Raw genomic sequence first — 15463 nt, forward strand, 5'->3', positions numbered from 1 at the left:
ACTAGTCGGCGATCCGCCGGCCCCCAGCACGGCTTGGGAAACACCTTCATGGCCGACAGGCGCTGTGGTTAACTCCCTAGTGGCACCAAGGGGAGGCGAAGTTGGCGGGATCCGCAGACCGCGGGCGCGACGACCGTAAGCTGCAGCCGGTTCGCAACACCAGCAAGGGCCCGGCCGACGCCGTGATCCAGGCCGGCAGCGTGCAGGGCGGCGTTCACTTCCACGGGGCAGAGCGCCCCCCAGAGCAGATCGCCATTCCGCGGCAACTGCCCGCATCCCCCGCGTCCTTCACCGGGCGCGGCCGGGAGCTCGACCTGCTGTCCCGCGCCGGAATGACCGATTCGAGCGTGCCGATATTCGCGATCGCCGGGGCGGGCGGTATCGGCAAGACCTGGCTCGCGCTGCGCTGGGCGCACGCCAACTCCAGCCGCTTCCCCGACGGCCAGCTCTACGTCGACCTCCGCGGCTACCACCCCTCCGGGGCGCCGATGCCGCCCAATGTGGCGGTGCGCGGATTCCTCGACGCCTTGGGCGTGCAACCGGGCGGCCTGCCCGCCGACCCGCACGCTCAGGTGGGACGCTACCGCAGCCTGGTGGCCGGCAAGCGCATGCTCATCGTGCTGGACAACGCACGCGACAGCGCCCACATCTCCAAATTGCTGCCGGGCAGCCCGAGCTGCAGCGTCGTGGTCACCAGCCGCAGCCCACTCGCGGGATTGGTCACTTCCCAGGGCGCGCGCTCCCTGGTTTTGGACGTGTTTTCGGAGGATGAAGCTCACGGCCTCCTCAGCAGCCACATCGGCGCCGAACGGGTCGAAGCGGAACCGGAGGCAGCCGCTGAACTCCTGCGCTGGTGCGGCGGCCTGCCGCTGGCGGTGTCGATCATCGGCGCCCGAGCCGCCGCGCAACCGAAGTTTCCGTTGTCAGAACTAGCGGAAGAACTCCACGAGAGAAGCGCCCGCCTGGACGCATTGGACATTGGAGATATGGACGCCGACCTCCGTACCGTGTTCTCCTGCTCTTACCAGGCGCTGTCCGCGAAGCAGGCCGCGGCCTTCCGTCTGTTGGGTCTGGCACCGCCCGCAGAGGTCAGCCTGCCCGCCGCGGCGTCGTTAGTCGGCGTCGGCACCGCCCGTACCCGCCCCGTGCTCCGGGCGTTGGTCAGCGCGAACCTGCTGCAGGAGCACCAGCCCGGCCGTTTCCGCATGCACGACCTCGTCCATCTCTACGCCGCCGAGCTTGCCGAGGAGAACGAGCCCGTCGAGGAGCGGCGCGCGGCCCGTCGGCGGTTCGTGGATTTCTACCTGCACACCGCCTTCGTCGGCGACCGGCTGCTCGACCCCTTCCGCCAGCCGATAGCTCTGGAGCCCCCTGCCGGCGGAGCTGCGCCGCTTGATTTCGACGGGGACCGGACAGCCGCAGTGGAGTGGTTCGACACCGAGCAGGCGTCGCTGCTGGGCGCACAGCGGCTTGCGCTCGGGGAAGGCCTGGACTCCGCGACGGTGTCGCTGGCCTGGACGTTGCGGAGCTTCTACCGGCTGCGCGGTCGCCGCCACGACTCGCTGGCAGTCTGGCAGCTTGCCCTGCAGGCCGCGGTCCGCCAGGGCGACGCCGCGGCCGAGGCCTCCAGTCGGCTGCGGCTGGGCGGCGTGTACGGCTGGCTCAGCGAGCACGCCAAGGCGCGCGAGCACATTGAACGCGCAAGGCGCCTCTATACCGAGATCGGCGACACCCCGTTCGTCGCCCATTCCGCGCACACCCTGGCCCAGACCGTGGAGCTGTCCGGCGAGCACTACGAGGCCCTCGGCTACGCGGAGGAAGCCGCCCGGTTGTACCGGGAGCTGGAGGAGCCGGCGTGGGAGGCCTTGGCGCTCAGCTCGGTGGGTCGCTACCAGGCGGCCCTGGGCCGATTCGACCAGGCACACGCCACGTCCGAGCGCGCCCTCGATGCGAGCAGACGATTCGATTACCCGATCGCTGAAGCGTTCGCGCTGGCCGCACTGGGGGCGGCGACCGCCGGACTGGGCCGTCCTGCCGAGGCGCTGACGCACTACACCGCCGCGGTGCGCGGCTTCGAAGTGGTCAGCGACACCCACCAGCAGGCCGCGGCCCTGACCGCGGCCGGCGACATCCAGCACGCCCAGGGCAGCGGCGACCAGGCCCGGGAGTCCTGGCGGCGGGCGTTCGAGCTGTACACCCGACTGAACCGCACCGCTGACGCGCGTGCCGTGCGCGAGCGCCTGGCCGAGGTCGGCGACGACTCCGGCGGTGAAGAGGGCACAGACGGCGGCTCTGGAGCCTCCGCGCCGTGAGGCTAGTGGTGGTTTGTTAGACCCGGCAGTAGAGATCAAGGGGTCTGCCGGTGGAGACGGCGTGGATCAAGTCTTGGAGTTCGTTGGGCGGGGGCCTGGTTGTCCAGGCTCGCCAGTAGCGTTGCAGCATGGTCCAGGGCACCAGCCAGCCACGGACGGCCCGGAGCGCCCGGGGCCAGCAGGTCGGCTGGGGCTGCTGGGGCTGCGGTTCTCCCCCTCTTCGCCGGACCAGGCAGCCGAGCTGGCCCGGCTCTACCAGGAGTCGAGCCGCCAGTGGGCGGAGCTCCCAGGGACGACTGGAGGAAGACCGGACACTGCTGCGCGCTGTGCCGGAGGGGGAGAGCCCGCTGGGACGGGCACGCGTACTGGCGCTGCTCGCGGAGATCGAACTCACCTGGGGCGCGTTCTCGGCCACGCGCCGGGCGATCGAGGAGTTTCACCGGGTGCTGCCGGAGGAGTCCTCATCGCCGCTCGAATTCGTGCCGGTCCAGCAGATGCGGATCCGCTTGGCCTGCGCGGAGGGGAGAGCGCAGGAAGCCGCGACGCGGGCGCTGACGATACTCGACCAGCGGCGCCCGTGGATGAACCTGAAGAGCGCCGTCCACTGGGGTGTGCTGTGGGCGGCCGCGGAGACCGAGGCGCGGCCGCGTGCGGGTAACCGGGCCGCGCGGCTGCGGCCGGCCCCGCGGCGCTTACGTCGAGGAAGGGCCGCCCCGGTTCGCCCTCGGGGAACTCCTGCGGCACATGACGCGTGCCCGGATCGCGGAGAGTCCGGCCGGGGCCGCCGCCCACTGGCACTCGGCCGCTCGTGTCGCCCGCCGTATCGGCGCGCGTATCGAACTCGCCCGGTCGCTGGTCGGTATCGCCGAGTGCGCCCTGGAACAGGGCCCCCGAGCTCGGCGAGCAGCACCTGGGCGAGGCCTACGACCTGGCCGAACAGTGCGGGGCCGGCCCGCTGGTCCACGACATCGCCCGAATCCGGGAGGCCCGCGGCCTTCCCCCGGCACGGGCCTGTGCGCCACCGGAAGCGCAGGAGCCTCCCGCGCCCTCCGGCCCGCTGGCCGCCCTCACTCCCCGTGAGAGGGAGGTGCTCCGGCTGGTCGAGCGCGGACGCACCAACCGGGAGATCGCCGGCGCGCTCACCATCTCCGTGAAGACGGTCAGCGTGCACGTCTCCAGCGTTCTGGCTAAACTCGGGGTGTCCAACCGCAACGCCGCCGCCTCAGAGCCCGGGAACTCCAGCGGGAGTGCTGCCACGGCCCGGTGCCGGCGTCGGCGGCCCCGCGGCGCGGAACCTAGAGCGTGGGCAGGTAGCGCTGCAGCTCGTAGGGAGTGACCTGGCGGCGGTACTCCTGCCACTCGGCCTTCTTGTTCCTCAGGAAGAAGTCGAAGACGTGCTCGCCGAGGGTCTCGGCCACCAGCTCACTGCCCTCCATGGCGCGGATCGCCTCGTCGAGGCTCTGCGGCAGCGGTGAGATGCCCAGCGCCCGGCGCTCGGAGTCGGTGAGCGCCCAGACGTCGTCCTCGGCGCCGGGAGGCAGCTCGTAGCCCTCCTCGATCCCCTTCAGCCCGGCCGCGAGGATCATGGCGTAGGCCAGGTACGGGTTGCACGCGCTGTCCACCGAGCGGAACTCGATCCGGCTGGAGTTGCTCTTGGTCGGTTTGTACATCGGCACGCGCACCAGAGCGGAGCGGTTGTTGTGTCCCCAGCACACATAGGCCGGCGCCTCGCCGCCCGCTCCCGCGGAGGCCGCGGCGTTGTCCCAGAGCCGCTTGTAGGAGTTGACCCACTGGTTGCACACGGCGGTGATCTCGGCCGAGTGCCGCAGCAGCCCCGCGATGAAGCCCCGGCCGACCTTGGACATCTGGTACTCGGCCCCAGGCTCGTGGAAGGCGTTCGTGTCGCCCTCGAACAGCGACATGTGCGTGTGCATGCCGGAGCCCGGGTACTCGGTGAACGGCTTGGGCATGAAGGTGGCGTAGACGTCCTGCTCCATCGCCACCTCCTTGATCACCAGACGGAACGTCATGATGTTGTCGGCGGTGGTCAGCGCGTCGGCGTAGCGCAGGTCGATCTCCTGCTGGCCGGGCCCGCCCTCGTGGTGGCTGAACTCCACCGAGATGCCCATGGCCTCCAGCATGTTGATGGCGTTGCGCCGGAAGTCGTGCGCGCTGTTGTGCGGTGTGTGGTCGAAGTAGCCGCCGGAGTCGTTGGGTTCCGGGAAGTCGCCGTACTCCGGCTTCTTCTTCAGCAGGTAGAACTCGATCTCGGGATGCGTGTAGAACGTGAATCCGAGGTCGGAGGCCTTGCTGAGCTGCCGCTTGAGCACGTAGCGCGGATCGGCGTAGCTGGGCGAGCCGTCGGGCATCAGGATGTCGCAGTACATCCGCGCGGTGCCGTGCGGCTCGTTGCGCCACGGGAGGACCTGGAACGTCGACGGGTCGGGCTGGGCCAGCATGTCGGCCTCGTACACCCGCGCGAACCCCTCGATCGCGGAACCGTCGAAGCCGATGCCCTCGGTGAAGGCGGCCTCCAGCTCCGCAGGTGCGACGGCGACCGACTTGAGGTACCCGAGCACGTCGGTGAACCACAGCCGAACGAACCGGATATCGCGCTCCTCCAACGTCCGGAGCACGAATTCCTGCTGTCGATTCACGGCTCACCTTCCTTGCGTCGTCCTCAGCGTCGGCCCGGCCATACGGCCTCGACACATGTCCCGTTCTTCCAGTCTGCCGTGTCAAGATTTCCGGCGCATTAACGCGGCCGACGGAGAGCGCCAAGCCCCTCACAACGCATTATGGTCCATTGCGCGAACCCGCGTCCTGCATGAGAGCGGCCTGCGGCACACCCCCGGGCGGGGACTACCCTCGAAGCTGTGGCACAGCTGAGAATCGCGATGGCTCAGGTCAATCCTACGGTCGGAGCCCTTGAGGACAACTGCCGGATCGTCGTCGAGCAGGCGCGGGAGGCGGCCGACGCGGGCGCGCACCTCGTGGTGTTCCCGGAGATGACCGTCACCGGTTACCCCGTGGAGGACCTGGCGCTACGCAACTCCTTCGTTTCGGCGTCGATCAAGGCGACGCATGCGCTGGCCGAGCGGCTCGCTGCCGAAGGGCTGGGCGAGCTGCCGGTCGTGGTCGGCTTCCTGGACCGCCGCGAGGGCCTGGGAACGCGCTTCGGGCAGCCCGCAGGGTCGCCGCAGAACTCGGCGGCGCTGCTCCACCAGGGCGGGGTGCGGCTCACGTCGGCCAAGCACCATCTGCCCAACTACGGCGTGTTCGACGAGTTCCGGAACTTCGTCCCGGGGGACACGCTCCTGGTGGTGCGGGTGCGCGGTGTCGACGTCGCCGTCGCCGTGTGCGAGGACCTGTGGCAGGAGGGCGGCCCGGTCGCGGCGGTGCGCGAGGCGCGCGCCGGCATGCTCATCACCATCAACGGCTCTCCCTACGAGCGCGACAAGGACAACGTCCGCCTCGAACTGTGCCAGCGGCGGGCCCGGGAGATCGGCGCCGCCGTCGGCTATGTGAACATGAGCGGGGCCCAGGACGAGCTGATCTTCGAGGGGGACTCGCTGATCGTGGACAGCGAGGGCGAGCTGGTGGCCCGCGCCCCCCAGTTCGACGACGCGCTGCTCGTCACCGATCTGCGCCTGCCCGAAGCCGTCCAGGAGGAGACCCCGGCAGGCCCGGGAAGCGGGGTCCGGATCCTCCGGCACACGGTCTCGGACCGGCCCGTGGCGCCGTACACCCCGATGGAGCCGGTGCTCACTCCGCGCCCGGATCCCATATCCGACATCGGGGAGGTGTACCGGGCACTGGTCGTCGGCCTGCGCGACTACGTCAGGAAGAACGGCTTCTCCTCTGTCATGGTGGCGCTGTCGGGCGGTATCGACTCCGCTCTGACCGCGGCGATCGCCACCGACGCGGTCGGGGCCGCGAACGTGCACGCCCTGCTGCTTCCCAGCAGGTACTCCAGCGGCCACTCCGTTGCCGACGCCGAGGAGCTGGTGAAGCGCCAGGAGATCGAGGGGCGCACGTTCCCGATCCAGCCGATGGTGGAGGCCTTCGAGGGCAGCGTCGGCCTCGACGGCCTGGCGGCGGAGAACCTGCAGGCCCGGGTGCGCGGCATGCTGCTGATGAGCCTGTCCAACCAGGAGGGCCACCTGGTGCTGGCCACCGGCAACAAGAGCGAACTGGCCACCGGTTACTCCACGCTCTACGGTGACTCGGTCGGCGGCTACGCGCCGATCAAGGACTGCTGGAAGACCGTGGTGTGGGACCTGGCGCGGTGGCGCAACGCCGAGGCCGAGCGTGCGGGCCGCACCCCGCCCATCCCGGAGAACTCCATCGCCAAGGCGCCCAGCGCGGAACTGCGCCCCGGCCAGTACGACACGGATACGCTGCCCGATTACGAGATACTCGACGCGCTGCTCGACGCCTACATCGGTACCGACCGGGGGTTGCGCGAACTCACCATCGCCGGTTTCGAGCCGGCGCTGGTCGAGCGGGTGATCAAGCTGGTCGACCGCGCGGAGTACAAGCGCCGCCAGTACCCGCCGGGCCCCAAGATCAGCTCCCGCAACCTCAGCCGCGACCGGCGGCTGCCGATCACCAACCGCTGGACCCCGTGACCGTACCCGGCCGGCTGCCCGGGTGCGGGACAGGGGCGGTTTCGAGCCTACCGCGTGTCACTGAAAGTGTTTCCTGGTTGGCTCGTAGTTACCTAGACCTTGGCGTCTCTGATGAGGAAGACCGGCGCGTCTGACGGGAGATGATGGTCGTGGGCCAGAGAATCACTCGCACCCTGGAATGCTGCACGCTGGGGGCAGGGCTGGTGGTCCTGGCCGGTGTACTCGCCCCTTCGGCGCTGGCCTATGACAGGGGAGGGGAGGGAGATGACCCGCCCTCCGGCCATCCGGCCCTTTCGATCGAGCTCAGCGGCGATCCGGAGCGGCTGAGAGCAGGCGAGGAGGTCGAGTACACGCTCACCTTGACCAACGACGGCGAGGACACCCTGCACGGTGCCACGCTCTCGCAGAGCCTCCCGGAGGAGTTCGAGGTGACCTCCGCGAGGCAGGCCTCCGTGCGGTCGGAGAGTACCGTCGGCTGGGAGGTGTCCCTGCCGCCGGGCGAGGAGGCCGAGCGCGTCCTGCGCGTCCGGATCGCGGACGAGCTGGAGGAGAACGCGTGGCGCATCGCGACCACCGCGTGCGCCCAGCTCGGTGCGGACGGCCCGCCCGCCGTCTGCGCCACCGAGGCCGGCCTGATCGACTCGGGGGAGCCGGTCGAGCAGCGCGCCGGACAGCCGCCGAAAGACGAGACCGGCCTGTTCCCGCCCCGGGTCACCGGTGCCGCTGTCGTGCTCGGTGTCCTCATCGCGGCGTTTCTGGCGCCCTTGTTCGCGAGGAGGCGACACCGGCCGCGTTCCGGTACCGGCTGAGCAGCGGGGGCCGGAATTCGCCCGTATCGAAATGTTATGTCACTATTCGTGGACCGGATCGGGGGATACTACACGGCGTAGTAACCTGCGGGGCATGGACATCGTCTACTCCGCCCTCATGTTCCTCCACTTCCTCGGTCTGGCCGGCATTCTGAGCGGCTTCCTGATGCAACTCATGACCGGCCACGCCAAGGCGCCCAAGGTGATGCTGCACAGCTCCCTCCTGCAGCTCCTCACCGGTCTACTCCTGGTCGGGGTGGCCGAGATGGGCGCCGACGCCGAGGTCAACCACATCAAGGTCGGGGTGAAGCTGGTCGTCGCGTTCGCTGTCGCCGTGGTCGCCATGCTCGACATGCGCAAGCCCACCACAGGCCTCGCCGCGACCGCGGGTGCGCTGGCCATCCTGAACATCGGCATCGCCGTGTTCTGGTGACGCCCGGAGCCCGGCGCGCGGACCCGCTCAGTCGTCGTAGAAGACCCGCTCCATCACCGTCCGCGCCCGGCGGGTGGTCTGTCGGTAGTCCTGCAGTAGCTGCTCGGCGGCGCCGCCGCCCTCCTCATGGCTCTGGTAGCCCAGGGCACCCGCGAGAACGGCCCGCTCCCGCAGGTCGGTGGGGATGGAGTCGCCGCCCTTGCCGCGGACCAGCATGATCGCCCCCCGCACCCGGGCGGCCATCCGCCAGGACGCCTCCAGCACGGCCGCGTCCTCCTCGCTGATCAGCCCTTCCGCGACAGCGGCCCCCAGGGCGCGGAGCGTGCCGGTGGTCCGCAGCTCGGGGAACCGGTGCGCGTGGCGCAACTGGATCAGCTGCACCACCCACTCCACGTCGGAGAGTCCGCCGCGGCCCAGTTTGGTGTGCAATGCGGGATCCGCGCCGCGCGGCAGCCGCTCGGCCTCCATCCGCGCCTTGAGGCGGCGGATCTCGCGGACCGCGGCGTCGTCCACGCCGCCCTCGGGGTAGCGGAGAGAGGCGACGAGAGTGGTGAAGCGCGCGCCGAGTTCGGTGTCACCGGCCACCGGCGCCGCACGCAGCAGCGCCTGACTCTCCCAGGTCGACGACCAGCGGCGATAGTAGGTGGCATAGGAGTCCAGGGTGCGCACCAGCGGCCCGTTCTTGCCTTCGGGGCGCAGATCGGCGTCCATGCGCAAGGGCGGGTCGGCGGCCGGCATCTCCAGCAGCCGGCGCACCTCGTGGACCACCGCGTTCGCCGCGCTGCTGGCCTTGGCGAGGTCGGTTCCGGGCAGCGGATCGTGCACGAACATCACGTCGGCGTCGCTGGCGTAGGAGAGCTCGTTGCCGCCGAAGCGCCCCATCGCGATCACGCACAGCCGGGTGCACGGTTCCTCACCGGACTCCTCCGCGACGCGCTCGCGGGCCGTGCGCAGCGCCGCGTCGATGGTGACCGCGGAGATGGCGGTGAGAGCGTCGCCCACCTCGCCGATGTCGGCGATCCCGAGCAGGTCGGCGGCCGCGGTACGGAACAGTTCGCGGCGGCGCAGCGCGCGCACGGCGGCGACCGCGTTCTCCGCCGAACCGTGCCGCCGCAGTGCGGCGTCGGCCTCCGTCGAGAGCCCCGAGGCGGGACGCCGGGCCAGATCGGCGTCATCGGCGAGCATGGCCACGGCCTCTGGGGCGCGCAGCAGCAGATCGGTGGCGTACCGGCTGGTGCCCAGTAACGACGCCATGCGCTCGGCCACCCGGACGTCGTCGCGGAGCAGCCGCAGGTACCACGGCGTCGTCCCCAGCTCCTCGCTCACCTGGCGGAACCCCAGGAGGCCGGCGTCGGGCCGCGGTGCGTCGGAGAACCAGCCGAGCATCACCGGGAGCAGCGTGCGCTGTATGGACGCGCGGCGGGAGAGTCCGCTGGTGAGTGCCTCCAGGTGGCGCAGCGCTCCCGCCGGGTCCTCGAACCCGAGTGCTTCCAGCCGCTCGCCGGCCTGCTCCGGGGTGAGCCGGGCCTCATCGCCGGGCAGCCGTGCGACGGCGTGCAGCAGCGGCCGGTAGAAGAGCTTCTCGTGCAGCCGCCGCACCTCCGCGGCCACCCGCCGCCATTCCGTGGTCAGCCCGGCGACCGGGTCGGAGGTGAACCCCAGAGCGCGGCCCAGCCGGCGCAGCTGGGCATGGCCGTCCGCGGAGTCCGGGCCGGGCAGCAGGTGGGTCCGGCGCAGCCGCTGCAACTGGAGCAGGTGCTCCACGCGGCGCAGGAAGCGGTAGGCACCGGACAGCCCGGCCGCGTCCTCCCGGCCGACGTAACCGCCCGCGGACAGCGCGCCCAGAGCTTCGAGCGTGTTACCGGAGCGCAGGGTCCTGTCGCTGCGGCCGTGGACGAGCTGGAGCAGCTGTACGGAGAACTCGATGTCGCGCAGACCGCCCGGCCCCAGTTTGATCTCCCGATCGGCGGTGCCGGCGGGGATGTGCGCCACCACCCGGCGGCGCATGGCCTGGACCTCCTCCACGAAGTGCGGCCGGCTCGCCGCCTCCCAGACCAACGGGGCGATCGCCGCGATGTAGGCGGCGCCGAGCTCGCTGTCCCCGGCGACCGGACGGGCCTTGAGGAGCGCCTGGAACTCCCACGTCTTGGCCCAGCGCTTGTAATAGGCGACGTGCCCGGAAAGCGGGCGCACGAGAGGGCCGTTCTTGCCTTCGGGGCGCAGTGCCGCGTCGACCTCCCAGAGCACGCCCTCGCCGTCGGTCTCCGACGGAACGCGCATCATGGCCGCCGCCAGCCGCGCGGCGGCGCGCATCGCGGCCTGCTCGTCCGGGGCGTCCTCGGTGGGCTCGGCCACGAAGACGACATCGACGTCGCTGACGTAGTTGAGTTCCCGCCCGCCGCACTTGCCCATGCCGATCACGGCGAGCCGGCACAGCGCCGCGTCCTCGGGCGCCTGCGCGCGGGCGATCGCCAGCGCGGCGTCCAGTATCGCCGCGGCCAGATCCGCGAGTTCGGCGGACGTCGTATCGAGGTCGCCGGCCCCGGTGAGATCGCGCCCCGCCAACCGGAGCACGCGGCGGCGATAGGCGACGCGCAGGGCGTGTGCCGCCTCTTCGAGCGTGCCGTCTTCGGCCGCGGCCACGGGCGCGGCGGCGAGGGGATCGGCGCCCACCGCGCGCATCAGCCCGGCGCGCAGCTCGGAGGCGCCGGGAGAGGACTCCGTTTCGGGTCCGCGCAGCTCCCGCCAGTCGGCCGGATGGCGGACCAGGTGGTCGGTGAGCGCCGTGCTCGCGCCGAGCACCCGGGCCAGCCGGGTCCGCAGACCGGGATCGTCGCGCAGCGCCGCGCGGAGCTCGTCCGGCTCGGGGGCGTGTTCCAGCAGCCGGACCAGGCCGAGAAGGGCGAGATCGGGATCCGCGGCGCCGCCGAGCGCGTCGATGACCTCCCCGTGTCTCTCGAAGGAGAGCCCCGCCTCGCGCATCAGGAGCGCCGCACGCTCGCCATCGCCGAATCCGCGTCGTGCCAGCGCACCCGTTGTCATCGTGAATCCGTCCCGAGTCACCACGCCACTTACCGTAGTCGGTCGCTTCGCTGGTCGGCAGGCTCCTCCGCCCTCTGGCGCCCCGCTGCGCCGGACAGGCCGCCATCCGGCCGGGCCGCGAAGCGGGCTCCGCTCCGCTCGCGGATATGACCGGATGTGGCCATGTCCCATCGCTCCCCTATGTCCGGAATCCACCGCCCTGCAGGCTGATGCGACCGCGGCCGGGCCACCCCCCACGGCCCGGACAACCCAGTGGCCGGGGACCCGCGGCCCCCTAACCGGCCACAGAACCGGAGGGAGCCCCATGAGACTGCCTCACCACGGCCGCACGCGTCGGCGGCGGGATCCCCGCGGCGGAAGCCCGGAGCGCTCGTTGCGGGCGGTGTCGGTCGCCATCGTCGCGGTGCTGATGATCGTACTGCTTCCCGCGACCCCCGCCTGGGCGGACGCTCGGCACAGCCAGAACCTCGGCGACACGAGCCATCCGGACTGGATGAGTCTGGTTCCCGACGACACCGACCTGGCGGCGCTGTCGATACCGGGAACGCACGACACGATGGCCCGAGGTGTCACCCCCGCCGCCAACACCCAGGACAGCGGTCTGCCCGAGCAGCTCGGCGCCGGTATCCGCGCGCTGGACATCCGGGCGCGTCACCACAGGGACGTCTTTCCCATCCACCACGGCAGGGTGTACCTGAACGCCAACTTCACCGATGTGCTGCGCGACACAACGGACTTCCTCAAGGAGCACCCCACCGAGACCGTACTGATGCGGCTCAAGGAGGAGTACCGGGCGGAGGAGAACACCCGGAGCTTCGCCGAGACCCTGGAGTGGTACCTCAACGACAATCCCGACACCGCCGATCTGGCACGCGAGCACCTGTGGAGCCCGGGCGGCGACGGCCGGCGGATCCCCACGCTGGGCGAGGCGCGCGGCAAGATCGTGCTTCTGCAGGACTTCAACGGCGACGGCGCGGTCTACGGTCCGAGGTGGGGCGGCCCGGCGATGGACATCCAAGACGAGTACCGGGTCCCCACGATCTTCGACATCGACGACAAATGGCACAAGGCCAGGGCGCACTTCGAGAAGACGGGGTCGGGCGACTCCGAGGCGCTCTCCGTCAACTTCCTCAGCGGAGCGGGCGTCGGAGCCTACCCCAAAGAGGTGGCCAGGGGCGTGCTCGGACTGAGAGGGGTCAACGACTTCGCGCTGCAGTACCTGTTCGAACGCAATGTGAGCCGCACCGGAGTCGTCATGATGGACTACCCCGGCGCCGGCCTGGTCGACGCCGTCGTCGCCCACAACTTCCGCCTGGCCGGTGCCGATACCGACGTCTCGGCCGGTTACGGCCGGATGCTCGGCAACATCGCCCACAGCGCTGAAGGCGGCGGGGACGGCGCCGCGCGGGAACGCGGCCGGCGGCTGCTGGATTTCCTCGACCATGTCCTGCCCGATCGGAACTGGCACCTCCTCGTCTGGCGCGGCGACTTCAGGTACAACGTCGCCTACTCCGGGCTGTACGCCCGGACCCCGGATGTCGGGGGGTACCGCTATGCCGCGTTCACCAGCGCGAACGGCGGCAGTGGCATCAGCGAGGAGGAACTGGGGGCGTTCGTCGACGCCGAGGTCGAAAAGCTGTCCGGCGGCGTCGGGGAACGGACCGAGCAGCTCGTGGCGAAGGCGCGCGAGAGCTTTCCCGGCCACCAGTGGAGCGCCGCGGTCAAGCGCGAGCCAGGCGGTTTCGGCAACTGGGCCGTGTACTCGCAAGGTACCAGTTATCTGACCTGGGAAAGTGGCTACGGCCATCTGGTGTGGGGCTACGCCGGCTGAGCGCCTGATCCGGGCACTTCCCGGCGCCGGCGCGCTCCACGGGCAGTGTCCTGCGGGTCCCGGAGGACGGCGATACCCGCCCGGAGAACGCGGGAGCCATCGGCGGCGCCTGGTCGGCCGCCGATGGCTCCCCGGCACAGCGAGTGCGCCCGATGGGCGACGAGCATGTGTCGGTGCGGGTCCGAAGAACCGCGCTCTTAGATGTCGCAGAACTGATGCAAAAGAGCCCTGACTTGCACGATATTGGGATGTTCAGTGGACTGGTGCACATCGCCGAATGCCACCTTGGCAATCCAGGCTGCGGGGAATGACCGCAGCCGGATGGGCTATGCGGTGCTGTTTGCGTGCAGAACGGTGGCACGGAACGATGCCACCAGGGGCCGCAGATCGACTCGGTGCCATGCGGCCCACAGTTGGACGCATGTGCCGTGCCAGGGAAGCTCACGCACCGCGACCTCCTCAGTGGTGGCGCGGACCATGCTCTTTTGCACGAGCGCGAGCCCGAGTCCGCAAGCAACCAGGCCGAGCGCGGTGAGTGGTTCGGCGGCATCGAGGCGGATGTCGGGTGTGAAGCCGGCTGCCGCGCAGGAGGCGACGAACGTGTCGCGCCAGGTGGGATCCTGGGCATTCTCGACTGCGATCCACGGCTGACCGTCGAGGTCCCTGGCGGTCACCTTTTCCTGGTCGGCGAGTGGATGCCCCGCGGGCAGGACGAGGAGCAACGGGTCCTGGAGCAATGGTCGGGCCAGTAGGTCAGGGTCATCCGCGGGCGGGGGTTCATGCACGAGCGCGATGTCCAGACTGCGTTGCCGCAGGCCCTCAAACTGCTCGGCCGGGGGCAGGTTGTACAGGGCGATGTGGACGCCGGGGCGTTCGTCGTGCAGGGCGCGTAGCGCGCCGGGCAGTATGCCGGTGTGCATGGCGTCGGCGACGTAGCCGATGCACAGGCCGCCCTCTTCTCCGCGGCCCAGCCGGAGGCCCAGGTTCTCCAGACGGTCGGCATGCCGCAGTAGCGCACAGGCTTCGGCCAGGAAGACCTGGCCGTCCCGGGTGAGCCGGATTCGTTGCTGGCTGCGCTCGAACAGGGCCAGGCCCAGGTTCTTTTCGAGCTGTGCGATTTGCCGGCTGAGCGGCGACTGAGAGATGTGCAGCCGTTCGGCGGCTTGACCGACGTGTTCGGTCTCGGCGACGGCTACGAAGTAACGGAGTTGTCGCAGGTCAAGCATGCAAGACCTCAAATGACTCAAGTATGTCCAAGCAAGTCTTGGACAGTCTCAGGTGTCGATCCTAGCCTCGAACGCGTCAGACCGACGGACAGCGTACACGTCGTAGCGAGCAAATCCGTCGCAGCTCGTACAGCAAGGATCCGCATCATGTCCATCAAGTCCTTCCTGCCCGGCCGCCTGGGCTTCGGCACCGCGCCGCTGGGCAACATGTTCCGAGCCATTCCCGACGAGGAGGCCTCAGCCACCGTGGAGGCCGCCTGGGACAGCGGCATCCGCTACTTCGACACCGCCCCCTTCTACGGCGCGGGCCTCTCCGAGATGCGGCTGGGTGACGTGCTGGCCGACCGTCCTCGCGACGAGTTCGTCCTGAGCACCAAGGTCGGCCGCGTCATCCTCGACGAGATCGAGGACCCCTCTGGCCGCGACCTGGGCGAGAAGGGCGGGCTGTTCGAACACGGCCGCCCCAACAAGATGGTCAACGACTACTCGGCCGACGCCACGTCGCGCTCCATCGAGGACAGCCTCAAGCGGCTGAAGACGGACCGCCTGGACATCGTGTGGGTGCACGACGTCGCGCAGGACTTCTACGGCGATGAATGGCTGGCCGCGTACGAGACCGCCCGCACCGGCGCCTTCCGCGTCCTGCAGAGGTTGCGCGACGAAGGCGTCATCAAGGCGTGGGGCCTTGGTGTCAACCGGGTCGAGCCGCTGGAGCTGACGCTGGACCTCGAGGAGCCGAAGCCGGACGCGTTCCTCCTCGCCGGCCGCTACACGCTCCTTGACCACGAGCGCGCGCTGCAGCGGCTGCTGCCGGCCGCCGAGACCCAGAACGTCGACATCGTCGTCGGCGGGCCGTACAGCTCCGGCGTCCTGGCCGGCGGCCAGCACTTCGAGTACCAGAAGGCCCCCGCCCCGGTCATCACCAAGGTGGAGCGCATCAAGGCACTCGCAGGGCAGCACGATGTGGGCATCAAGGCAGCAGCGCTGCAGTTCTCCCTCGCTCACCCCGCGGTCGCCGCGGCCATACCCGGTGCCTCCCGGCCGAGCCGCATCGCCGAGGACCTCGCCGCGCTCGGCGAGAGGGGCCCGGCGGCCTTCTGGACGGCACTGCGCGAGGAGGGCCTGATCGTTCCGGACGCCCCCGTACCCACCGCCTGACCTCCACCTCACCTGTTCAGG

At 70.3% G+C, this 15463-nt stretch carries 10 protein-coding genes; 7 read left to right on the forward strand and 3 right to left on the reverse strand.

The features are described from left to right. The first annotated feature begins 101 nt into the window (after positions 1-101). Together VS93_RS19525 and VS93_RS32625 are read left to right on the forward strand one after the other, a co-directional pair. The gene (locus VS93_RS19525; RefSeq protein ID WP_052745871.1) at positions 102-2312 is read left to right on the forward strand and encodes an ATP-binding protein; all 2211 of its coding nucleotides are present in this window, start codon (positions 102-104) and stop codon (positions 2310-2312) included. Between the two features lie 808 nt (positions 2313-3120). After that, entirely contained in the window at positions 3121-3648 is a 528-nt protein-coding gene (locus VS93_RS32625; protein WP_269082876.1) for a response regulator transcription factor, read from the forward strand. Here the strand turns inward: VS93_RS32625 and VS93_RS19530 are convergent. Then, positions 3608-4969, reverse strand: a complete 1362-nt coding sequence (locus tag VS93_RS19530) for a glutamine synthetase family protein (protein ID WP_173434335.1) — start codon at positions 4967-4969, stop codon at positions 3608-3610. The two genes, VS93_RS32625 and VS93_RS19530, sit on opposite strands and share 41 nt — an antisense overlap. Before the next feature lie 240 nt (positions 4970-5209). Between VS93_RS19530 and VS93_RS19535 the strand changes: the two genes are divergently transcribed. From VS93_RS19535 to VS93_RS19545, 3 genes are all read left to right on the forward strand, one after another. Further along, positions 5210-6943, forward strand: coding sequence for an NAD+ synthase (locus tag VS93_RS19535; RefSeq protein ID WP_046471350.1), 1734 nt, complete (start codon positions 5210-5212; stop codon positions 6941-6943). 149 nt (positions 6944-7092) lie between these two features. Then, the gene (locus VS93_RS19540) at positions 7093-7752 is read left to right on the forward strand and encodes an NEW3 domain-containing protein (RefSeq protein WP_162231695.1); all 660 of its coding nucleotides are present in this window, start codon (positions 7093-7095) and stop codon (positions 7750-7752) included. Positions 7753-7846: 94 nt separating this feature from the next. Further along, positions 7847-8185 carry a hypothetical protein gene (locus VS93_RS19545; protein ID WP_046471351.1) on the forward strand — a complete coding sequence of 113 codons (339 nt, stop codon included), beginning with the start codon at positions 7847-7849 and terminating at the stop codon, positions 8183-8185. 27 nt (positions 8186-8212) lie between these two features. On the opposite strand, the gene VS93_RS19550 is transcribed toward VS93_RS19545, so the two are convergent. Further along, positions 8213-11227 (reverse strand): bifunctional [glutamine synthetase] adenylyltransferase/[glutamine synthetase]-adenylyl-L-tyrosine phosphorylase, encoded by a 3015-nt coding sequence (locus tag VS93_RS19550; protein WP_046471352.1) that lies wholly within the window; start codon positions 11225-11227, stop codon positions 8213-8215. Between the two features lie 304 nt (positions 11228-11531). Here VS93_RS19550 and VS93_RS28415 point away from each other — a divergent pair, with 304 nt between their 5' ends. After that, entirely contained in the window at positions 11532-13058 is a 1527-nt protein-coding gene (locus VS93_RS28415; protein ID WP_082127037.1) for a phosphatidylinositol-specific phospholipase C, read from the forward strand. A gap of 326 nt (positions 13059-13384) precedes the next feature. On the opposite strand, the gene VS93_RS19560 is transcribed toward VS93_RS28415, so the two are convergent. Next, entirely contained in the window at positions 13385-14284 is a 900-nt protein-coding gene (locus tag VS93_RS19560; RefSeq protein WP_046471353.1) for a LysR substrate-binding domain-containing protein, read from the reverse strand. Positions 14285-14431: 147 nt separating this feature from the next. On the opposite strand from VS93_RS19560, the gene VS93_RS19565 reads away from it, so the two are divergent. Next, positions 14432-15442: an aldo/keto reductase gene (locus VS93_RS19565; RefSeq protein ID WP_046471354.1), complete on the forward strand. Its 1011-nt coding sequence runs from the start codon at positions 14432-14434 to the stop codon at positions 15440-15442. Positions 15443-15463: the final 21 nt, after the last annotated feature.

It is taken from the genome of Allosalinactinospora lopnorensis (assembly GCF_000981225.1).
Lineage (GTDB): Bacteria > Actinomycetota > Actinomycetes > Streptosporangiales > Streptosporangiaceae > Allosalinactinospora > Allosalinactinospora lopnorensis.